This window comes from Streptomyces sp. NPDC001544, from assembly GCF_042894285.1.
Taxonomy (GTDB): Bacteria; Actinomycetota; Actinomycetes; order Streptomycetales; family Streptomycetaceae; genus Streptomyces.
In genome coordinates, this window is sequence record NZ_JBIAVN010000023.1 from 88,236 (window position 1) to 109,297 (window position 21,062).

Annotated in this window: 18 protein-coding genes, 1 pseudogene and 1 riboswitch; of the genes and pseudogenes, 9 read left to right on the forward strand and 10 right to left on the reverse strand. The window is 71.5% G+C overall.

Annotation, left to right across the window (positions count from 1 at the left end; all coding sequences use genetic code 11):
• The first annotated feature begins 4 nt into the window (after nt 1–4).
• On the forward strand, nt 5–1,468 hold the full coding sequence (locus ACFY0F_RS36000; RefSeq protein WP_388804257.1) for a PTS transporter subunit EIIC: 1,464 nt from the start codon (nt 5–7) through the stop codon (nt 1,466–1,468).
• Nucleotides 1,465–2,034, forward strand: coding sequence for a hypothetical protein (locus tag ACFY0F_RS36005; RefSeq protein WP_388804260.1), 570 nt, complete (start codon nt 1,465–1,467; stop codon nt 2,032–2,034). Before ACFY0F_RS36000 ends, ACFY0F_RS36005 begins: the two co-directional genes overlap by 4 nt.
• 25 nt (nt 2,035–2,059) lie before the next feature.
• Here ACFY0F_RS36005 and ACFY0F_RS36010 read toward each other — a convergent pair whose 3' ends face one another.
• The 5 genes from ACFY0F_RS36010 to thrC all read right to left on the reverse strand — a co-directional run bounded on the left by ACFY0F_RS36010 (nt 2,060) and on the right by thrC (nt 7,579).
• Nucleotides 2,060–3,184 carry an NADH:flavin oxidoreductase gene (locus ACFY0F_RS36010; RefSeq protein ID WP_388804263.1) on the reverse strand — a complete coding sequence of 375 codons (1,125 nt, stop codon included), beginning with the start codon at nt 3,182–3,184 and terminating at the stop codon, nt 2,060–2,062.
• 245 nt (nt 3,185–3,429) lie between these two features.
• Nucleotides 3,430–5,052 carry a chaperonin GroEL gene (groL, locus tag ACFY0F_RS36015; protein WP_388804265.1) on the reverse strand — a complete coding sequence of 541 codons (1,623 nt, stop codon included), beginning with the start codon at nt 5,050–5,052 and terminating at the stop codon, nt 3,430–3,432.
• Nucleotides 5,053–5,371: 319 nt separating this feature from the next.
• Complete coding sequence (locus tag ACFY0F_RS36020) at nt 5,372–5,578, reverse strand: cold-shock protein (RefSeq protein WP_019057200.1); 207 nt, start codon at nt 5,576–5,578, stop codon at nt 5,372–5,374.
• A gap of 442 nt (nt 5,579–6,020) precedes the next feature.
• Nucleotides 6,021–6,296, reverse strand: a complete 276-nt coding sequence (locus tag ACFY0F_RS36025; protein ID WP_388804268.1) for a ubiquitin-like small modifier protein 1 — start codon at nt 6,294–6,296, stop codon at nt 6,021–6,023.
• Complete coding sequence (gene thrC / locus ACFY0F_RS36030) at nt 6,293–7,579, reverse strand: threonine synthase (RefSeq protein WP_388804271.1); 1,287 nt, start codon at nt 7,577–7,579, stop codon at nt 6,293–6,295. The genes ACFY0F_RS36025 and thrC overlap by 4 nt, the downstream gene beginning before the upstream one ends.
• A gap of 17 nt (nt 7,580–7,596) precedes the next feature.
• A riboswitch (SAM riboswitch) is annotated at nt 7,597–7,770 on the reverse strand.
• 143 nt (nt 7,771–7,913) lie between these two features.
• On the opposite strand from thrC, the gene ACFY0F_RS36035 reads away from it, so the two are divergent.
• Nucleotides 7,914–8,858 carry a glucosyl-3-phosphoglycerate synthase gene (locus ACFY0F_RS36035; protein ID WP_388804274.1) on the forward strand — a complete coding sequence of 315 codons (945 nt, stop codon included), beginning with the start codon at nt 7,914–7,916 and terminating at the stop codon, nt 8,856–8,858.
• A 72-nt stretch (nt 8,859–8,930) separates the two neighbouring features.
• On the forward strand, nt 8,931–10,361 hold the full coding sequence (locus ACFY0F_RS36040; RefSeq protein ID WP_388804277.1) for a trehalose-6-phosphate synthase: 1,431 nt from the start codon (nt 8,931–8,933) through the stop codon (nt 10,359–10,361).
• Between the two features lie 751 nt (nt 10,362–11,112).
• Here ACFY0F_RS36040 and otsB read toward each other — a convergent pair.
• The 3 genes from otsB to ACFY0F_RS36055 all read right to left on the reverse strand — a co-directional run bounded on the left by otsB (nt 11,113) and on the right by ACFY0F_RS36055 (nt 13,690).
• Nucleotides 11,113–11,970: a trehalose-phosphatase gene (otsB, locus tag ACFY0F_RS36045; RefSeq protein WP_388804280.1), complete on the reverse strand. Its 858-nt coding sequence runs from the start codon at nt 11,968–11,970 to the stop codon at nt 11,113–11,115.
• A 230-nt stretch (nt 11,971–12,200) separates the two neighbouring features.
• Nucleotides 12,201–12,434 carry a DUF3263 domain-containing protein gene (locus ACFY0F_RS36050; RefSeq protein ID WP_388804283.1) on the reverse strand — a complete coding sequence of 78 codons (234 nt, stop codon included), beginning with the start codon at nt 12,432–12,434 and terminating at the stop codon, nt 12,201–12,203.
• A gap of 35 nt (nt 12,435–12,469) precedes the next feature.
• Nucleotides 12,470–13,690, reverse strand: coding sequence for an ABC transporter substrate-binding protein (locus ACFY0F_RS36055; protein ID WP_388804320.1), 1,221 nt, complete (start codon nt 13,688–13,690; stop codon nt 12,470–12,472).
• Nucleotides 13,691–13,845: 155 nt separating this feature from the next.
• On the opposite strand from ACFY0F_RS36055, the gene ACFY0F_RS36060 reads away from it, so the two are divergent.
• From ACFY0F_RS36060 to ACFY0F_RS36070, 3 genes are all read left to right on the forward strand, one after another.
• Nucleotides 13,846–14,787: an ROK family protein gene (locus tag ACFY0F_RS36060; RefSeq protein ID WP_388804286.1), complete on the forward strand. Its 942-nt coding sequence runs from the start codon at nt 13,846–13,848 to the stop codon at nt 14,785–14,787.
• Nucleotides 14,787–15,929, forward strand: a complete 1,143-nt coding sequence (gene nagA / locus ACFY0F_RS36065; protein ID WP_388804289.1) for an N-acetylglucosamine-6-phosphate deacetylase — start codon at nt 14,787–14,789, stop codon at nt 15,927–15,929. The genes ACFY0F_RS36060 and nagA overlap by 1 nt, the downstream gene beginning before the upstream one ends.
• A 124-nt stretch (nt 15,930–16,053) precedes the next feature.
• Nucleotides 16,054–16,983: a 1-phosphofructokinase family hexose kinase gene (locus ACFY0F_RS36070; protein ID WP_388804292.1), complete on the forward strand. Its 930-nt coding sequence runs from the start codon at nt 16,054–16,056 to the stop codon at nt 16,981–16,983.
• Here the strand turns inward: ACFY0F_RS36070 and ACFY0F_RS36075 are convergent, their stop codons facing one another.
• Together ACFY0F_RS36075 and cdgB are read right to left on the reverse strand one after the other, a co-directional pair.
• Nucleotides 16,984–17,919, reverse strand: coding sequence for a CBM35 domain-containing protein (locus ACFY0F_RS36075; protein ID WP_388804295.1), 936 nt, complete (start codon nt 17,917–17,919; stop codon nt 16,984–16,986).
• 117 nt (nt 17,920–18,036) lie between these two features.
• Nucleotides 18,037–19,692, reverse strand: a complete 1,656-nt coding sequence (gene cdgB / locus ACFY0F_RS36080; RefSeq protein WP_388804298.1) for a diguanylate cyclase CdgB — start codon at nt 19,690–19,692, stop codon at nt 18,037–18,039.
• 445 nt (nt 19,693–20,137) lie between these two features.
• Between cdgB and ACFY0F_RS36085 the strand changes: the two genes are divergently transcribed.
• Together ACFY0F_RS36085 and ACFY0F_RS36090 are read left to right on the forward strand one after the other, a co-directional pair.
• Nucleotides 20,138–20,629 (forward strand): flavin reductase family protein, encoded by a 492-nt coding sequence (locus ACFY0F_RS36085; RefSeq protein ID WP_388804323.1) that lies wholly within the window; start codon nt 20,138–20,140, stop codon nt 20,627–20,629.
• A 69-nt stretch (nt 20,630–20,698) separates the two neighbouring features.
• Nucleotides 20,699–20,975 (forward strand): annotated as a pseudogene (locus tag ACFY0F_RS36090) (GNAT family N-acetyltransferase); the annotation flags it as partial.
• Nucleotides 20,976–21,062 lie beyond the last annotated feature (87 nt).

The window sequence follows — 21,062 nt, forward strand, 5'->3', positions numbered from 1 at the left end:
GGGTGTGCAGACCTCGAACGACACCGCCGCCGCCCTGCTCCCGCTGGTCGGCGGCCCCGCGAACGTCACCTCCGTCGCCCACTGCGTGACCCGGCTGCGGCTCGGGCTGGCCGACCGGTCGCTCGTGGACGCTCAGGCGCTGCGGGCCCTGCCCGGCGTCCTCGGCGTGGTCGACGACGACACGTACCAGATCGTGCTGGGCCCGGGGGTGGTGGGAGAGGTCGCGGCGCGGGTGGAGGCACTGCTGGCGCCCCGCAGCGCCGCGGAGGAACTGGCGTCGCTGGGTACCGAGTTGCGGGAGCGGCGGCGGCAGCGCAACGCCACTCCGGTGAAGAACGCCCTGCGCCGGATCGCGAACGTCTTCGTGCCGCTCATTCCCGCGCTGATCGGCTGCGGTGTCCTCGCGGGTCTGGGCGGGCTGCTGGTGAACGCCGGCTGGCTGCCGGGCCTGACCCCCGCCCTGGCCGCCGTGTCCTCCGGCTTCATGGCGCTCATGGCGGTGTTCGTCGGGTACCAGACGGCGAAGGAGTTCGGGGGCACACCGGTGCTCGGCGGGGCGGTGGCGGCCGTGGTCGTGTATCCGGGCGTGGCGAAGGTGACCGCGTTCGGTGTGCACCTGGCCCCCGGTCAGGGCGGGGTGCTCGGCGCGCTGGCGGCGGCGCTGCTGGGGACGTACGTGGAGCGGTGGTGCCGGGGCCGGCTGCCGGGCGCCCTCGACGTCCTGCTGACCCCGGCGGTGACCGTGCTGGTCGCCGGGATGGTGACGCTGTACGGCCTGATGTACGCGGCCGGGGCGGTGTCGTCGGCGATCGGCACGGCGGCCGACTGGTTGCTGACGACGACCGGCGCCTTCGCCGGGCTGGTCCTCGGCGGCCTGTTCCTGCCGCTGGTGATGCTGGGCCTGCACCAGGCGCTGATCCCCATCCACACCACGCTGATCGAACAGCAGGGCTACACGGTGCTGCTCCCCGTCCTCGCCATGGCGGGCGCCGGCCAGGTGGGCGCGGCCCTCGCGGTGTACGTCCGCCTCCGCCACGACACCTCGCTGCGTACGACGATCAGGTCGGCGCTGCCCGCGGGACTGCTCGGGGTGGGCGAGCCCCTCATCTACGGCGTCTCCCTCCCGCTGGGCCGGCCGTTCCTGACCGCCTGTACGGGCGGCGCGGCGGGCGGGGCCTTCGTCGGGTTCTTCGCGATGCTGGGCGACCGGGTCGGGGCGACGGCGATCGGACCGTCGGGCTGGGCCCTGTTCCCGCTGCTGGCGGGGAACAGGAGCCCGGCCCTGACGGCGGCGATCTACGCGGGGGGTCTGCTGACCGGGTACGGGGTGGGTTTCCTGGCGACGTACGTGATCCTCAGGCCCGGGGCCTCGGACCTCGGCCCCGTGGGCGCTGCCCGGCCGTCCCGGGGCACCATGGAGGGCGCAAGTGACAGCGCGCCGCGGAAGGACCACGTGGAAAGATCATGAACCACGCCCAACTCACCGCCCTGGGCCGTGCCCTGCGCGTCCTCGGCGAGCACGGCGAGGCACTCACCGCCGACACACCGGATGCGAAGCTGCACGAGGTCAAGGCCGATCTGCGGCGGGCGCTGGACCTGCTGGACGAGAGCGTCACGGGGGCGGCCACGACCACCCGGTGCGCCGAGCACCCGACCGGGCCCGTCGACAAGAGCGCCCCGGACCTGTGTCTGCTGTGCGAGACCCGCCGCCGGGCGGCCCGGCGTGCCGAGTACGGCGGCGGCCGGCCGCCGGCCGAGCCCGTCCCCTCCGCCCCCTCCCGTTACGGGGTCCGGGGCGACCGCCCCCAGCCCCAGCAGCGCTGGCTGCCGGAGCTGTGGAACGGCCGGGAGTGGCAGTTGTGCGGGACGCCGAGGCGGGACCGCCGCGAGGCCGAGCTCTACCTCGCCGCCCAGCGACGCGGCTCGCGGCCCGCCATGGCGTACCGGCTGGTGCACGAGTTCACCGACTACGAGGTGCTGCGGGTGTGGGGCACGCCGGTGCAGGCGGACATCGAGCCCCTGGGCAACCTGTAGGGGGCAGCCGGACGGCGGACGGTCGTCAGCTGAGGGTCTTCAGCGAAGCGGCGTCGTACGGCTTCAGCTCGTCGAAGCGGCCCGCCAGGACCTTCGCGGCCCACTCCGGGTCCTGCAGCACGGCACGGCCGACGGCGACCAGGTCGAACTCGTCGGACTCCAGGCGGTCGAGGAGGTCGTCGATGCTCTTCACCGGGGAGCCCTCGCCCTGGAAGGCCTTGAGGAACTCGCCGTCGAGGCCGACCGAGCCGACGCTGATGGCGGGCTTGCCGGTGAGCTTCTTCGTCCAGCCCGCCAGGTTGAGGTCCGAGCCCTCGAACTCCGGGAGCCAGTAGCGGCGGGTGGAGGCGTGGAAGGCGTCGACACCGGCCGCGGCGAGCGGGGTGAGGATGGCCTCCAGCTCCTCGGGGGTCTCGGCGAGGCGGGCGGTGAAGTCCTGCTGCTTCCACTGCGAGTAGCGGAAGATGACGGGGAACTCGGCGGAGACCTTCTCGCGGACCGCGGCGACGATCTCGGCGGCGAACTTGGTGCGGGCGACCGGGTCGCCGCCGTAGGCGTCGGTGCGGCGGTTGGTGCCGGCCCACAGGAACTGGTCGATGAGGTAGCCGTGGGCGCCGTGGATCTCCACGCCGTCGAAGCCGAGCCGCTCGGCGTCCGCGGCGGCCTGGGCGAACGCGCCGATCACCGCGTCGATGTCGGCCTGGGTCATGGCCTTGCCGGTGACCTCGGCGCCGGCGGTGCGCAGCCCGGAGGGGCCGACGGCCGGGGCCTCGGGGAACGGCGGCTGGCCCTGCTCGCGCACCATGCCGATGTGCCAGAGCTGCGGCACGATGGTGCCGCCGGCCGCGTGCACCGCCTCGACGACCTTCGACCAGCCCGCGAGCTGCTCCTCGCCGTGGAACCGCGGGACGCGGTCGCTGTACCCGGCGGACTCGTGCCCGACGTACGTACCCTCGGTCACGATCAGCCCGACACCGGCGGCCGCGCGGCGGGCGTAGTACGAGACCACGTCCTCGCCGGGGATCCCGCCCGGGGAGAACTCACGGGTCATCGGCGCCATCGCGATGCGGTTCGGAACGGTCAGTCCGTTGATCGTCGTCGGCCGGGAGAGGATCTGGGCCGCGCGGGAGGCGGGGGGCGTGACGGTCACGTGGGGCTCCTCATGCATGTACGGGGTTAACCGGCAGGTATGTGCACGCGCATTGTTGCAGCTGCTTAAGGGAACTCCCCGAGCCGTGTCACGCATTCCTGCCCCTGGGCCCGCCACCGTGTGATCCGGACCACTGTGGCCCTCGGCCTTCGTCGCACAGCGAAAAGCCCGAGGGCGGCACCCCCTGTCAACAAGACAGGGGGTGCCGCCCTCGGTAAGGACGCGGATCAACCGGAACCGGTCGATCAGAAGTCCATGTCACCGCCCGGCATGCCGCCGCCGGCGGGCGCGGCGGCCTTCTCCGGCTTGTCGGCGATGACGGCCTCGGTGGTGAGGAACAGCGCGGCGATGGAGGCGGCGTTCTGCAGCGCGGAACGGGTCACCTTCGCCGGGTCGATGATGCCCTCGGCGATCATGTCGACGTACTCGCCGGTCGCGGCGTTCAGGCCGTGGCCGACCGTCAGGTTGCGCACCTTCTCGACCACGACGCCGCCCTCGAGACCACCGTTGACGGCGATCTGCTTGAGCGGGGCCTCCAGGGCGAGCTTCACGGCGTTGGCGCCGGTCGCCTCGTCACCCTCGAGCTCCAGCTTCTCGAAGACCTGGGAGGCCTGCAGCAGGGCCACGCCACCACCGGCGACGATGCCCTCCTCGACGGCCGCCTTGGCGTTGCGGACGGCGTCCTCGATGCGGTGCTTGCGCTCCTTGAGCTCGACCTCGGTGGCGGCACCGGCCTTGATGACGGCCACGCCGCCCGCGAGCTTGGCCAGGCGCTCCTGGAGCTTCTCGCGGTCGTAGTCGGAGTCGCTGTTCTCGATCTCGGCGCGGATCTGGTTCACCCGGCCGTTGACCTGGTCGGAGGAGCCGGCACCGTCGACGATGGTGGTCTCGTCCTTGGTGATGACCACCTTGCGGGCCTTGCCCAGCAGGTCGAGGGTGGCGTTCTCCAGCTTGAGGCCGACCTCCTCGGAGATGACCTCGCCGCCCGTGAGGATGGCGATGTCGCCGAGCATGGCCTTGCGGCGGTCGCCGAAGCCCGGGGCCTTGACGGCGACGGACTTGAAGGTGCCGCGGATCTTGTTGACGACCAGGGTCGACAGGGCCTCGCCCTCGACGTCCTCGGCGATGATCAGCAGCGGCTTGCCCGACTGCATGACCTTCTCCAGCAGCGGGAGCAGGTCCTTGACCGCGGAGATCTTGGAGTTGGCGATCAGGATGTACGGGTCGTCGAGGACGGCCTCCATACGCTCCATGTCGGTGGCGAAGTACGCCGAGATGTAGCCCTTGTCGAAGCGCATACCCTCGGTGAGCTCCAGCTCCAGACCGAAGGTCTGGGACTCCTCGACGGTGATGACGCCTTCCTTGCCGACCTTGTCCATGGCCTCGGCGATGAGCTCGCCGATCTGGGTGTCGGCGGCGGAGATGGAGGCCGTGGAGGCGATCTGCTCCTTGGTCTCGACGTCCTTCGCCTGCTCCAGCAGGGCGGCGGAGACGGCCTCGACGGCCTTCTCGATACCGCGCTTCAGGGCCATCGGGTTGGCACCGGCGGCCACGTTGCGCAGACCCTCGCGGACCAGCGCCTGGGCCAGGACGGTCGCCGTGGTCGTACCGTCACCGGCGACGTCGTCCGTCTTCTTGGCGACTTCCTTGACCAGCTCGGCGCCGATCTTCTCGTACGGGTCCTCGAGCTCGATCTCCTTGGCGATGGAGACACCGTCGTTGGTGATCGTGGGCGCGCCCCACTTCTTCTCGAGGACGACGTTGCGGCCCTTGGGGCCGAGCGTCACCTTCACGGCGTCCGCGAGCTGGTTCATGCCGCGCTCGAGGCCGCGCCGCGCCTCCTCGTCGAACGCGATGATCTTGGCCATGTGAAGTGGTCCCTCCAGGACTGGGGGTGATTCCTTCGGACCGCGCCCGCGCCCGCGACGGACGGCTCGCGGGCCGCGTGGTTCCTTGCCCCACTTGGCCTGCGGGCCTCACCGACCCGGTCCTTCGTTGTCACTCTCACCTTCAGAGTGCTAACGCCAATGATTAGCACTCGCCCATGCCGAGTGCAAGCGGCTCGAGCGGATAGGCAGGTGAACAGCGGGCTCCGCGGGTGTCCGGGCAGGCCGAAGGGCCCGCACCCCGGGGGGTGCGGGCCCTTCGAAGATGTACAGAAGAACGTCGTGCGGGTCGGCGCGTGCTTCAGCTGGTCGCGAGCCGAACCATGTCCGCCTGCGGCCCCTTCTGGCCCTGCGAGATCTCGAAATCGACCCGCTGACCCTCTTCCAGGGTGCGGTAACCGTCCATCTGGATCGCGCTGTAGTGGACGAAAACATCCGCACCACCGTCGACCGCGATGAAGCCGTACCCCTTCTCCGCGTTGAACCACTTGACGGTGCCCTGAGCCATGCCTAACTCCCCTATTACTGGCCCTTGCACAGATCCACACTTCGCGGATCCGGGTCAGACCTCACCCCCCATGGATTGGGGGCGTGCGCCGGAACGCGTCGACCGCGGCTGAATGTATCTGTCCAACTGCCGTCTGCAACAGGTCAATCGGACGAGAAATCTGGACGACGCCGGTCGGGAATCTGCCAAAAATTCGGCTGAATCCGGGGCAAGTCGGGCCCCACAAAGGGCACATAAGGCGCAAAACGTTCGCACACTTTGGCTACTTCTTGTCGGATGTGCGGCACGATTCCAGGGCCCCCGGCCCGCGTTCCGGGAGCGCGTTCCCCAACTCTACCGCGCTCAACCACACAGAATTGCCCCCTCCGTTTCTCTCACGGCGGGGGCAATTCGATGAACTCTCGGTAACCACTGTTACCGACGGTAATGATCAGTCATTCGGTCAGCCGCCGGCGACGGCCGGAATGATGGAGACGCCCGCGCCGTCCGGAGTCGTGGTCTCCAGCCCCTGCTCGAAGCGCACGTCGTCGTCGTTGACGTACACGTTGACGAACCGGCGCAGCTTGCCCTGGTCGTCCAGGACGCGGGCGGCGATCCCGGTGTGGTTCTTCTCCAGGTCGGCGATGACCTCGCCGAGGGTCGCGCCCTCGGCCTGGACCTCTGCCTGGCCGCCCGTGTAGGTGCGCAGGATGGTGGGGATGCGGACGGTCACGCTCATGCCAGGCCAGCCTCTCGGAACGAGTCGAGGTTCGGTCGGATCGTGGCGGTCAGGCCGGTGCCCGCCACCGCGTCCAGGGTCTTCAGGCCGTCGCCCGTGTTGAGGACGACGGTCGTCTTGGTCGGGTCGAGGACGCCGTTCTCCAGCAGCTTGCGCGTGACGCCCACCGTCACACCGCCCGCCGTCTCCGCGAAGATGCCCTCCGTGCGGGCGAGCAGCTTGATCGCGTCGACCACCTGCTCGTCGGTCACGTCCTCCACCGCCCCGCCGGTGCGGCGCGCGATGTCGAGGACGTACGGCCCGTCCGCCGGGTTGCCGATGGCGAGGGACTTGGCGATGGTGTCGGGCTTCTGCGGGCGCACCACGTCGTGGCCCGCCTTGAAGGCGGTCGACACCGGCGAGCAGCCCTTGGCCTGGGCGCCGAAGATCTTGTACGGCCGGTCCTCGACGAGACCGAGCTTGATCAGCTCCTGCAGCCCCTTGTCGATCTTGGTGAGCTGGGAGCCGGAGGCGATCGGGACGACGATCTGGTCCGGGAGCCGCCAGCCGAGCTGCTCGCAGATCTCGTACGCCAGCGTCTTGGACCCCTCCGCGTAGTACGGCCGCAGGTTGACGTTGACGAAGCCCCAGCCCTCGCCGGCCGGGTCGCCGATCAGCTCGGAGCAGAAGCGGTTCACGTCGTCGTAGTTGCCCTCGATGCCGACGAGCTCGCCGCCGTAGACCGCGGCCATGACGACCTTGCCCTGCTCCAGGTCGTGCGGGATGAACACGCAGGAACGGAAGCCGGCCCGGGCCGCCGCGGCGCCCACCGCGCCGGCCAGGTTGCCGGTGGAGGAGCAGGAGAGGGTGGTGAACCCGAAGGCGCGCGCCGCCTCCAGTGCCTGCGCGACCACACGGTCCTTGAAGGAGTGCGTCGGGTTGCCGGAGTCGTCCTTCACATACAGGCGCGACGCCTCGATGCCGAGCTCACGGGCGAGGTTGTCGGCCTGGACGAGCTGGGTCCAGCCGGGGTTGATGTTGGGCTTCGTCGCCACGTCCGCCGGGACGGGCAGCAGGGGTGCGTAGCGCCAGATGTTCGCGGGTCCCGCCTCGATCCGCTTCCTGAGCTCCTCGGTTTCGTAGGCCGAGAAGTCGTAGGCGATCTCCAGCGGGCCGAAACACTCCTCACAGGCGAAGACCGGTCCGAGCGGCACCCGGTGGCCGCACTCGCGGCAGCTCAGAGCGGCGGCGGGCCCGAGGTCTACGGTGGAGTCGGTGGTGCTTGCAGCAGTCTGCACAGCCATGGAGGCGAGGCCCTTTCTCCTCATCTTCCTCACGACGCATCTCGCCGTGAGACGGATTTGGCACCTTCCCTAGCCGGGAGCCTCGCGGAGCGATCAGGACTGATCCAACTGATCCGACTGATCTACGAGAACCGACTGGAGGGTTGCCGGGGCTTCATCGGGCCGTGTCCCTCTGCCCCTCTGGATGAGCGGTATGCGGTTGTGTGTGCGGTTGTGAACAGCGGTGGCCTCGGACATGCGATGGTCATCCGCGTTGTTCAAGACTGTAACCGAAGGCCGGGACAGTTGAGATAGTCGTCCGAACCGCGAGACAAACAGTGAGGAGCCGCCCACCGTGCTGGAAGAAGTCGAGCGCTGGCTGAGCACCCGCTCCTGGTCCGTGACCGATCGCCCGCTCCACCAGATCCTGGCCGCGAAGCAGCGCACGGGCCAGTCGGTCAGTGTCGTGCTGCCCGCGCTGAACGAGGAGGAGACGGTCGGCGACATCGTCGCGATCATCCGCCACGACCTGATGCAGCAGGTCCCGCTCGTCGACGAGATCGTGGTCGTCGACTCGGGGTCCACCGACCGCACCTCCGAGGTGGCCGCCGCGGCGGGGGCCCGGGTCGTCCACCGCGACGACGTCCTGCCCCGGATACCGGCCGTGCCCGGCAAGGGCGAGGTGCTGTGGCGCTCCCTCCTCGTCACCGAGGGGGACATCGTCTGCTTCATCGACGCCGACCTGAAGGAATTCTCCTCCGACTTCGTCTCGGGGATCGTCGGCCCGCTGCTGACCGACCCGGACGTGGACCTGGTCAAGGGCATGTACGACCGTCCGCTCGCCGGGGCCTCCGGCCAGGGCGGCCGGGTCACCGAGCTGATGGCCCGCCCGCTGCTCAACATGCACTGGCCGCAGCTCGCGGGGTTCGTGCAGCCGCTCGGCGGTGAGTACGCGGCCCGCCGCTCGCTCCTGGAGCAGCTGCCCTTCCCCGTCGGGTACGGGGTGGAGCTGGGCATGCTGGTCGACGCCCTGCACCTGGTGGGCCTGGACGCCCTGGCCCAGGTGGACGTCGGGGTGCGCAAGCACCGCCACCAGGACGGGCAGGCGCTCGGCCGGATGGCCGCCGCCATCTACCGCACCGCCCAGCTCCGCCTGGCCCGCGGCCACCTCGTCCGGCCCTCGCTCACCCAGTTCGAGCGGGGCGAGGAGGGCTTCGAGCCGCGCACCTACTCCGTGGACACGGAGGAACGGCCGCCGATGGCGGAGATCGCGGAGTACGCCGCGCGCCGGGTGGCCTGAGCCCGGCCGTGTCACACCACCGGGGAGGGAACGTACGTTTGAGCGTTTCCGGGCCGGGCTAGGTTGAGACTCATGGCTTCCACGCACGGTGCTGAGGTGCTGGTCGCGTCCAATCGCGGCCCGGTTTCGTACGAACTCCGCGAGGACGGTTCGCTGCACGCCAAGCGGGGTGGCGGCGGACTGGTGTCCGGGCTGTCGGCCATCGGGCCGGACGCGAACGCGCTCTGGGTGTGCGCCGCGCTGAGCGACGCCGACCGGGAGGCGGTGCGCCGCGGCGGCCGGCGGCTGTCCGAGGACGCGACCGGCGGTCAGCAGGTCCGGATGATCGACATCGACGCGACGGTGTTCTCCGACGCGTACAACGGCATCGCCAACTCGGTGCTGTGGTTCGTCCACCACATGCTGTACCAGACCCCGCTGGAGCCCGTCCTGGACGCGGAGTTCCGGCGCCAGTGGGCGTCCTACGAGGCCTACAACCGGGCGTTCGCCGAAGCCCTGGCCGAGGAGGCGGCGCAGGGCGCGGCGGTGGTCGTCCAGGACTACCACCTGGCGCTGGCTCCCCGGATGCTCCGGGAACTCCGCCCCGACCTGCGCATCGGCCACTTCTCGCACACCCCGTGGGCGCCGCCGGACTACTTCCGGCTGCTCCCCGACGACATCGCGGCCGAGCTCCTCGGCGGGATCCTGGGCGCCGACCGGGCGGGCTTCCTCACCCAGCGCTGGGCGGACGCGTTCACCGCCTGCTGCGAAGCCGTCCTCGGGGCCGACGCCGTGTCCGGCACCCGGATCGGGGTGCACGGTCTGGGCGCGGACGCGGACTTCCTGCGGCAGCGGGCGCACCGGCCGGACGTGGACGAGCGGATGACGGCGCTGCGGACGGAGATCGGTACGGCGCCGGACGGCAAGGCCCGCAGGACGATCGTCCGGGTCGACCGCACGGAGCTGTCGAAGAACATCGTGCGCGGGCTGCTGGCCTACCGTCAGCTCCTCGACGACCACCCGGAGTGGCGCGAGCGGGTGGTGCACGTGGCGTTCGCCTACCCCTCCCGGCAGGACCTCGCGGTGTACCGCGACTACACCGCCGAGGTGCAACGGGTCGCGCAGGAGATCAACTCCGCGTACGGCACCCCGGGCTGGACCCCGGTCGTCCTCCACGTCAAGGACGACTTCGCCCGCTCCCTGGCCGCGTACCGGCTGGCCGACGTCGCCCTGGTCAACCCCATCCGGGACGGCATGAACCTGGTCGCCAAGGAGGTCCCCGTCGTCTCCGACGAGGGCTGCGCCCTGGTGCTGTCCCGGGAGGCCGGCGCGTACGAGGAGCTGGGCGAGGACGCGGTGACGGTGAACCCGTACGACATCACCGGCACGGCGCACGCCCTCCACCAGGCACTCACCCTGCCCGCCGGCGAACGCGCCGAGCGCACCAAGCGCCTCACGGCGGCGGCCACGGCCTTGCCTCCGGCCCAGTGGTTCCTGGACCAGCTGCACGCCCTGGAGGACTGACCCCACCCCACCACCGGCGACGACCCGTCGGCGCCAGGACCCCGCGGACGCCCGTCGCCGGGCGGCTGAGACCCGTGCACCAGCGGCTGAAGCCCGTCGCCAGGCGGCTCAGACCCATGAACCGGCGGCTGAAGCCCGTCGCCGGACGGCGGAGACCCGTCAGTCAGGCGCTGAGGCCCGCGGGGCGGCAGAAGCCCCTGGCCGGGCGGCAGGTACCCGTCGCCAGGCGGCAGAGACCCGTGAACCGGCGGATGACCCATCACCAGCGGCTGAAGCCCAGTCGCCGGGCGGCTTCAGGATCGTCATCCAGCCGCTGAAGCCCGCGGCCGGGCGGCAGAGACCCGTCAACCGGCGGCTGAAGCCCGCCGCCAGGCGGCTGAGGCCCATCAAGCCGCGGATGAGCCGTCACCAGCAGATGAAGCCCGGTCGCCAGGCGGCTCAGGCCCGTCAACCAGCCGCTGAAGCCCGCGGCCGGGCGGCAGAAGCCCGTGGACCGGGCAGCAGAAGCCCGTGGACCGGGCAGCAGAAGCCCGTGGACCGGGCAGCAGGGGCACGTGAACCGGCGGCAGGGGCACGTGAACCGGCGGCTGCGGCCCATGAACCGGTGGCGGGGGCCCGTCAACCGGCGGCTGAAGTCCGCCGCCGGGCGGCCGGCCCGCCGTGTCAGTGTCCGCCGAAGCGGGGCGGCGAACGGCAGCGGGACGTCGACGGTCGGCGGGTGGCCGGCGCAACCGGTCGCCCCGACGTCCGCTCAGGCCAGCGCCGCGGCGAGCCCGCGTAGCAGGGACACGACGCCCTCGGGGCCGTTCACCACCAGGTCCGCGCGTTCCGCGAGTTCCGTCACCTCTGTGCTGCCGCTGCAGACGAGGAGACCGGGGACGCCGTCGGAGCGGAGTTTGTCGACGGCGGCGAAGGCGGGGAGGTCACCCAGGTCGTCGCCCGCGTAGAGGACGGCCTCGGCGCCGGCCTCGCGGACGTACTCCAGCAGGGCGACGCCCTTGTCCATGCCGGGCGGGCGGAGTTCGAGGACCATGCGGCCGGGCTCGACGATCAGGCCGTTGCGGGCGGCGAGGTCGGTGAGGGGTTCGCGCAGGGCCTCGAAGGCGGCCTGCGGGTCGTCCGCGCGGCGGGTGTGCACGGCGACGGCCCGGCCCTTCTCCTCGATCCAGGTGCCGCGCCAGGCGCCGATGCGGTCGAGGAAGCCGGGCAGCTCGGCGCGGACGGCGGTGACGCCGGGGTGCGGGGCGGGGGCGTTGACGGTGCCGGTGACGGCGTCCCAGCGTTCGGCGCCGTAGTGGCCGAGGACGACGAGGTGCTCCAGTCCGGGTACGCCCGCGAAGCCGCCGTAGCGCACCGCGACCCCGGCCGGGCGGCCGGTGACCACGGCGACGGCGGCCACCTTGGGGGCGAGGGCGGCGAGCGCCGGGACCGCCTGCGCGTGGGCGCGGGCCTGGTCGGGGTCCGCGACGATCGGCGCCAGCGTCCCGTCGAAGTCGAGCCCGACCACCGCGGAGCGGGGCCTGGCGAGCAGCGCGTTCAGCCCGTCCCGCCCGGCCTGGGTGACGGGGGTCGGCAGCGGGTCCGTGGAGTCCGTCGTGTGGGTGCCCATGGATCGACCCTATCCACGCAACCGCGGATGCACTCCTGGGAGCTTCCCCGCTCCCGCGAGGGGCGCGGGGGACGGAGTCCCCGCCGGGGTCTGGGGCGGAGCCCCGGGGTGGGGGACTTTCCAGCCGACCGTCACGGGTGGGTGGGTGGGAAACGCCGGGGTCCGGGGCGGAGCCCCAGGGCAGGGCAAGCCTCCGGGGCACCGAACCCCGGCCGAGCCCCGCGCAGCGGCTACCGCTCGGCCCGCCGGGACTCCCGGACCCGGCGCAGGCGGTTGACCGTGACCGGGTCGTGGGCCAGGGCCCGCTCGTCGTCGAGGAGGGCGTTGAGGAGCTGGTAGTAGCGGACCGGGGCCAGGCCGAGTTCCTCGCGTATCGCGCGCTCCTTGGCGCCCGGGCCGGTGAAGCCCCGGCGCTCCAGCGCGAGGATGCCCTGTTCGCGTCGGCCGAGCTCGTCCCGTTCCATGTCCGAAACGGTAACGCGGGGCACTGACAGCGCGCTCAGTTCGAGGCGCTGCTGTCCGCGGCGTCGGCCGTCGCCTCGAGGCGGCTGAGGACGCCGAGAGGGCTGCCGTCGGGGGTGACCGCCTGGCCGATGGTCTTCTTCAGGCCCGCGCTGACCGACGCCCAGGACGTCTTGCCGACGGGGTACAGCTCGGAGGTGGGGAGTTCCTGCAGGAAGGGCCGCAGGGGCTTGTCCCGGGCGGAGTCGCTCATGACGTCGGACGCGGAGGTGGTGACCGGCAGCAGCCCGTAGCGGCGGGAGAAGTCGAGGACGTTCTTCTGGCTGTAGACGAAGTCGAGGAAGTCGCCGACCTGTTCGGCGTGGCCGTTCTGCCTGAACGCCATCATCCAGTCCGCGACGCCCATGGACGCCCTGGACTGGGCCGTCCGCCCGGGCATCGGCACCGTGCCGAACTTCACGCCCTTCTTCTTCGCCTGCTGGATCAGCGTCGGGTGCCCGTTGAGCATGCCCACCTGCCCGTCGGTGAAGGCGGCGAACGCCTGGGCCCGGTTGAGCCTGCCCGGGGCGACGGGGCCCGTGAGCCCCTTGCCGACGAGGTTGTCCTTGAGCCAGGTGAGGGTGTCGACGTTCTGCCTGGAGGCGAGTTCGTAACCGCCGATCTGGTCGGTGTAGCCGCCGCCTCCGCTGAGCAGCCACTGCATGGTCTCCGCCTGCGCCTCCTCCGGGCCGAGGGGCAGCGCGTAGGGGTACTTCACGCCCATGGCCTTCAGTTTCTCGGCGTCGCCGGCGAGTTCGCTCCAGGTGGTGGGCGGGGTGAGGGATGCCTTGGCGAAGAGGGTCTTGTTGTAGAAGAGCACCCGGGTGGAGGCCGCGAAGGGCATGCCGTACTGGGTGTGGTTCCACTGGCCGGCCTCGGCGAGCTGGGAGACGAAGTCCGCTTGGACGGGGATGGACAGCAGGTCGGAGACGTCGTACAGCTTGCCCTCGGCGGCGTAGTCGGCGTACGCGCCGATCTGCGCCATGTCGGGCGCCTTGCCGGCGGCGACCATGTCCTTCACCTTGCGGTCGACGTCGTTCCAGGAGTAGACGGTGACGTCGATCTTGACGCCGGAGTGCTTGGCCTCGTACTCCTTGACCAGCTCGTCCCAGTACTTCTTCGAGCTGTTGGCCGCCGAGTCGCCGTAGTCGGCCGCGACCAGTCTCAGGGTCACGTCGGACGATCCGGTGCTCCCGCAGCCCCCGAGGACCGCGGTCATACCCAGTGCGGCGACCGCCGCGATCGTTCCTGCCGTACGACGCCCCACTGTTATTGCCCCAAACCCTACTGACTCGTCATTCGATATGTGCACCATAAGGTCTACACCATCTAGTGGACTAGACCTCTTGCGGGTTCGCGGGCCACACTGTTCCCGTGAGACATGTCATCGCCATCGACGTGGGCGGCACCGGGACGAAGGCCGCCCTGATCGGGCCGGACGGCGAGCTGCTGCACCAGGACCGCCGGGCCACGGGCCGCGAGCGCGGGCCCGACGCGGTGGTCGAGGACATCCTCGGCCTCGCGGCCGCCCTGTACGCCCACGGCGCGGAGCACTTCGGCGAACCGGCCGCCGCGGCCGGACTCGCCGTCCCCGGCATCGTGGACGAGGACCGCGGGGTCGCCGTCTACGCGGCCAACCTGGGCTGGCGTGACGTCCCCCTGCGCGACCTGCTCGCCGAGCGGCTCGGCATCCCGGTCGCCCTCGGCCACGACGTGCGCACCGGCGGGCTCGCCGAGGGCCGCACCGGCGCGGGCAAGGGCACCGACCGGTTCCTGTTCGTGGCGCTGGGCACCGGGATCGCCGGCGCCATCGGCCTGGACGGCCGGGTGGAGGCGGGCGCGCACGGCTTCGCGGGCGAGATCGGTCACATCGTCGTCCGCCCCGGCGGCATCGCCTGCCCCTGCGGGCAGCGCGGCTGCCTGGAGCGGTACGCGTCCGCGGCGGCGGTCGGCGAGGCGTGGGCGGCCGTCTCCGGCAGCCCGGGCGCGGACGCCGCCGACTGCGCGAAGGCCGTCGTGTCCGGCGACCCGAACGCCGTCCGGGTCTGGCAGGAGGCGGTGGACGCGCTGGCCGACGGCCTGGTCACCGCCCTCACCCTGCTGGACCCGCGCACGCTGATCATCGGCGGCGGGCTCGCCGAGGCGGGGGAAACCCTGTTCACCCCGCTCAGGGTGGCCGTCCGGCGGCGCGTCACCTTCCAGAAGCTGCCGTCCGTCGTCCCCGCCGCCCTCGGGGACGCCGCCGGGTGCCTGGGGGCGGGGCTGCTCGCCCGGGATCTCCTCGAAACCACTGACCCCTCGGAGGTAACCGCCTGATGCCCCCCACCAAGGTTCTCGCCGGCGCTTCTGTGGTGCTGCCCTCCGGGACCGTGCCCGACGGGCGTGTGATCGTCGAGGGCACGAGGATCGCGGCCACCGCACGCCCGGACGCGGAACGCATCGACGTCAGCGGCCACTGGCTGGTCCCCGGCTTCGTCGACCTGCACAACCACGGCGGCGGCGGAGCCTCCTTCGCCGGCCCGGTGGACGACGTGCTGAAGGCCGTCGACACCCACCGCCGGCACGGCACGACCACCCTGGTCGCCTCCACCGTCACCGACGAGACGGACGTCCTGGCCCGGCAGGCGGGCCTGCTCAGCGAGCTGGCCGAACAGGGCGACATCGCGGGCATCCACTTCGAGGGCCCGTTCATCTCCCCGTGCCGCAAGGGCGCGCACTCCGTGGAACTGCTGCGCGACCCGGACCCGGCCGAGGTCCGCAAGCTCCTCGACGCGGCGCGCGGTCGGGCGAGGATGGTCACCCTCGCCACCGAGCTGCCGGGCGGCCTCGACTCCGTACGGCTGCTGGCCGAGCACGGCGTGATCGCGGCGGTCGGGCACACGGACGCGACGTACGAGCAGACGGTCGAGGCGATCGACGCGGGCGCCACGGTCGCCACCCACCTCTTCAACGCCATGCCCGCCCTCGGACACCGCGCGCCCGGCCCGGTCGCCGCCCTGCTGGAGGACGAACGGGTCACGGTCGAGCTGATCAACGACGGCACGCACCTGCACCCGGCCGCGCTCGAACTGGCGTTCAACCGTGCGGGTGCCGCGCGGGTGGCGTTCATCACGGACGCGATGGACGCGGCCGGCATCGGCGACGGCCGCTACCTGCTGGGCCCGCTCGAGGTCGAGGTCAACGACGGCGTGGCCCGGCTGGTGGAGGGCGGCTCCATCGCGGGCTCGACGCTCACCCTGGACCGCGCCTTCAAACGGGCGGTGACCGTCGACCGGCTGCCGGTGGAGGACGTGGTGGCCGCCCTGTCCGCCAACCCGGCCCGGCTGCTGGGCCTGGACGACCGCATCGGCTCCCTGGAGCCCGGCAAGGACGCCGACCTGGTGCTCCTCGACGCGGACTTCGCGCTCAAGGGCGTGATGCGCCGGGGTGAATGGGTGGTCGATCCCCAACTGGGCTGATCCGTCCCCGAGTCGGGAGTCGGTGGCCGATTCCGTGGACTGGGCCGGTCGCCCTCTCTTTGGCATGATCTGGCTTCCGGAACCGAAGAAGCCGCATGTCACGCCCGAGGGGAGGCCGGCCCGAGTGATCCTCACGGTCACACTGAACACCGCTCTCGACATCACCTATCGCGTACGGTCCCTGCGCCCGCACGCCTCCCACCGCGTGCGGGAGGTCGTCGAACGGCCGGGCGGCAAGGGCGTGAACGTCGCCCGGGTGCTCGCGGCCCTCGGGCACGAGGTGACGGCCACCGGGTTCGCCGGCGGCGCCACGGGGCGCGTGGTCCGGGAGCGGCTGGCGGACACCCCCGGCGTGGTGGACGCACTGGTGCCGGTCGGCGGGGCGACCCGGCGCACCATCGCCGTCGTCGACGAGCTGGGCGGCGACACCACCCAGCTGAACGAGCCCGGCCCGCAGATCACCCACGCCGAGTGGGCCGCCTTCCAGGACGCGTACGGGCGGCTGCTCGGCTCGGCGTCCGCGGTCGCCCTGTGCGGCAGCCTCCCGCCGGGAGTACCGGTGGGTGCGTACGCGGGACTGATACGCACCGCCCGGGCCGCGGGCGTCCCCGTCCTGCTGGACACCAGCGGCGAACCCCTGCGCCGCGGGGTGGCGGCCCGCCCGGACGTCGTCAAGCCGAACGCCGAGGAACTCGCCGAGCTGACCGGCTCCCACGACCCGCTGCGAGCCACCCAGGACGCCCGCCGCCGGGGCGCCCACGCGGTCGTCGCCTCCCTCGGCGCGGAGGGTCTGCTGGCCGTCACCCCGGAGGGCCGCTGGCGCGCCGCCCCACCCACCCGCCTCCACGGCAACCCGACCGGCGCCGGCGACTCGACGGTCGCGGGCCTGCTGTCGGGCCTGGTGGAGGGCCTGCCCTGGCCGGACCGGCTGACCCGCGCGGTCGCCCTGTCGGCGGCGAGCGTAGTGGCGCCGGTGGCGGGGGAGTTCGACCGGGCCGCTTACGAGGAGCTGGTGGGGCGGGTGGCGGTGACGGGGGAGGTCACCGCGGCGTGACTACGAGTTCTTCCACCCCGGCTCCAACCAGAGCTGGTCGAAGTTGGCGTCGCACTGGTTGCTCTGCTCACAGGAGAGCTTGATGGTGTTGGGGCCCTTGTTGAGGATGATGTTCCCGAAGGTGTTGGTCCAGCCCTTTTGGTAGTCGCCCGCCGGGGCGTGGGCGAAGTTCGCCAGGTTGAACGGGCGGGTCTGGGGGGTGCCGTTCACCGTGAGTGTGGCGTTGGCGTCCTTGCCGGGCACGCCGTAGGTGACGTGCAGCGTGTACTTGCCCGCCTTGGGGATGTCGCTCAGGTTCCAGGTGAGGGACGAGCCGACCTGGTTGAAGTTCGTGACGTAGGTGCCGCCGTCGGCTTTCGCGCCCTTGACGTCCGACGCCGTGCCCGCTCCCCCACCCAGCGTCAGCGTCTTCGCGTCGGCCTTGGGCAGTTCCCCCGACGCCGCCGAGCTGCTGCCGGACGGCGTCGGCGAGGCCTTCTGGGACTGGGCCGGGGCGCCGGAGGCCTGGTTGTCGGTCTTCTTGTCGTCGTCGCCGTTCATCATGGCCACGCCGATGCCGACGACGACCGCGGCGACCACCGCGACGGCGCCGATCAGCAGGCCCTTGGTGTTCGGGCCGCGCCCCCTGCCGCCACCGCCGCCGCTGCCGGGCATCGGCTGCTGGGTGGTCGGCGCGCCGCCCGGGAAGGTCTCCGGCGCCTGGTAGGCGGCGTTCGGCTGGCCGTAGGCGGCACCCTGCTGCTGGACGGTCTGGCCGTACTGCGCCTGCTGACCGCCGTACGTGCGCTCGCCGACCGCCCGCACCCTGTTGACCGAGCCCGGGTAGCCGTAACCGCCGGACGGCGGCTGGGCGCCCCTGGCCTGACCGTCTGCGTACAGATAGCCGAACGGGTCGTCGTCCTCGGGCGTGCTCGGGCCGTTTTCGCCGGGGCTCATCCCTAGGTACTCCTCAACAGGTGCGGGTGGATGCGGTAGTGGTGAGAATGGCGAGCCTACCCGCTTCGTGTGGCCCAAACGGGTGACTCCCGTCGCATCGACCCGCTGACCTGGAGATCAACCGGCCCGTCGGTGCTGTTTGGGACGAGATCGTTTCTCTACGTACATGCGTTCGTCAGCGGACTTCAACACTTCGTCCGCAGTCATTCCACAGTGTGCCCACCCGATACCGAAGCTGGCGCCCACCCGCACGGCCCGGCCCTCGGCCCGGATCGGCTGGATGATCTCGTTGCGCAGGCGTACGGCGAGGTCCTGGGCGTCGGCCTTGCCGAGGCCGTCGGCGAGGATCACGAACTCGTCGCCGCCGAGCCGGGCCACCGTGTCGCCGTCCCGCACACCGTTGCTGAGCCGCCGGGCGACCTCGATGAGGACGGCGTCGCCCGCGTTGTGGCCGAACCGGTCGTTGATCGACTTGAAGCCGTCGAGGTCGCAGAAGAGGACCGCGAGACCCTTGGTGCCGTCGTCCCGCTCCCCCTCGGGGGCGATGGTGTGCACATGGTGGTCGTAGCCCTCGAACGGCTGAGCGCCCGGCGGCGTGAAGTCGAAGTCGTGGCCGGGCGGGTCGAAGGCGGGGTGGCCGTAGGCCGCGTCCAGCGACTCCAGCGCGCCGGACTGGGTGGGCCGCTGACAGAGCCGGGACGACAGGCGCGAGCGCAGCTCGGCGGAGTTCGGCAGCCCGGTGAGGGAGTCGTGGGAGGCGCGGTGGGCGAGCTGGAGCTCGCGACGCTTGCGCTCCTCGATGTCCTCGACGTGGGTGAGCAGGAAACGGGGTCCGTCGGCGGCGTCCGCGACGACGCTGTTGCGCAGCGACACCCATACGTACGTACCGTCCCGGCGGCCGAGCCGGAGCTCCGCGCGTCCGCCTTCCGCGGAGGTGCGCAGCAGGGTGCCTATGTCCTCGGGGTGGACCAGGTCGGAGAAGGAGTAGCGGCGCATCGCGGAGGCGGGCCGGCCCAGCAGCCGGCACAGGGCGTCGTTGGTGCGCAGGATCCGGCCGTGCTGGTCGCCGCCCATCTCGGCGATCGCCATGCCCGAGGGGGCGTACTCGAAGGCCTGCCGGAAGCTTTCCTCACTGGCCCGCAGGGCCTGCTGCTCCCGCTCCAGGCGGACCAGGGCGCGCTGCATGTTGGCACGTAGACGCGCGTTGCTGATCGCGATCGCGGCCTGGAACGCGTACATCTGCAGCGCCTCGCGGCCCCAGGCGCCGGGCCGGCGGCCGTTGCGCGGCCGGTCCACGGAGATCACACCGAGCAGCTCGCCGCTGGACCCGGCCGGCCCGCCGGGCGTGTACATCGGCGCGAAGAGCCGGTCGGAGGGGTGCCACTCGTCCTCGAAGCGGGGGTCGGGGCCGTCGGTGAACCACTGGGGGACGTCGTCGTCGTCGAGCACCCAGCCCTCGGTGTGGGGTATGAAACGCAGGTCGCCCCAGTCCTCGCCCATGCTCAGACGGCGGTCCCAGGACGCACGGGAGCCGACGCGGCCGGTGATGAGGGCCTCCGCGGCCGAGTTGCCGGAGAAGGCGGCGACCACGAGATCGCCGTCGGGCCGTACCAGGTTCACGGCCGCCATCTCGTAGCCGAGGGCGTTCACGACCCCGTCCGCGACGGTCTGCAGTGTGTCCGCCAGGCTGCGCGCCGTGTTCATGTCGGCCATGACCTGGTGCAGCTGCCGCAGGGACGCAAGGCGGACATACGGCTCCGACTCGGTCTCCATGCTCGCCCTCCCCCCGAGACCTCGTAGCGAATCAAGGGTTGTCGTCGGCGTTTCTTTTCCGGTGGTGCCCTTGTGGTGCTCTTACAGGTTCCCCGCCACTGAATCACAGCGCGCTGCCCACTCGGTACACAGGGTCAACAATTCCCGCCCCTTGTGACTCAAGTCACAGGAGAACGTGAACAATTGAGTGGAGTTTCTGCGTTTTCCCTGTGTGTTTACCGAACGCAGTCTTTGCGAGTGTGCGGACATGATGCACGAAGAGCCGGACTCGGGGTCGTAGGACCTTGTCCCGGGGGCCTCTCGGCCGGAGGCCCGATGCGACTCGCGCCGGGCGGAGATTAGCGTTTCCGGTGTGCCGAACAATCCCTCTGCCCTCACTGTGCCCATCGCCCCCACCGCCTCCGGGCATGCTGTGGGGGTGAGTAACGACGAGTTCCGGGCCGCGATGTCCCGGCTGGCCGCGGGCGTGGTCCTGGTGACCGCGCAGGAGCCGCCGCTCGACCCGGACGACCCCGGGGCGCCGCCCGGCGAGGACGTCGGCATGACCGCCACCGCCTTCATGTCGGTCTCCCTCGAACCGCCGCTGGTCCTGGTCAGCCTGCGCGAGGGGTCCCGCATGGACGACCTGCTCGCCGAGCAGCCGCTGTGGGCCGTATCCGTCCTCGCCGACCACCAGCGCCAGACCGCCGGCCGCTTCGCCATGAAGGGCCGGGTCAGCGACCGCCTGCTCTTCGCCGACCTCCCCGTCACCCGCGGCGAGGTCACCGGTGCGCCGCTGGTCGGTGGCGCCCTGGCGGCATTGGAGTGCCGCACCGAGCAGCGGGTGGCGGCCGGGGACCACACCCTGGTGATCGGCCGGGTGCTGACCGCCCGGCTGCCGGGCACGGAGGGCGGCCCGCTCCTCTATTTCCGGGGCAGGTACCGGCAGTTGGGGTAATCGCCGCCGGGGAATGAATTCGTGGTGGTTTTGTGAACTGCCGCTCTACCGTGCCGGTATGACGCCCCGTTGGAAGAAGTGACCCCGAGGAATTTCGACGCCGCGACCGGCATTCGCGTCCGCCCGGACCAGGAGGACGCGGTGTCACCGGTGATGCAGTCGCCGGCCGAGGCTTACGTCCATCCGGCCAGGGTCGCCTGGCCCCGTCTGATCCTCGACGAGGACCGCCCGGTCGGCTTTCTGATGGCCTTCCTCGACATCGACTGGCACGGCGACGGCACGGTGTTTCCGCTCCGGCCTGTGGCGTCTCAACATCGCCGCCGGGGAACAGGGCCGCGGCCAGGGCCTGTCCGGCGGATCAGGTCGCAGGGCACGGGCGGTGCCTCATCGGCGCTGGTGAGCGGGGCGAATGGGGGTGCCCCCGCGCGAGCTC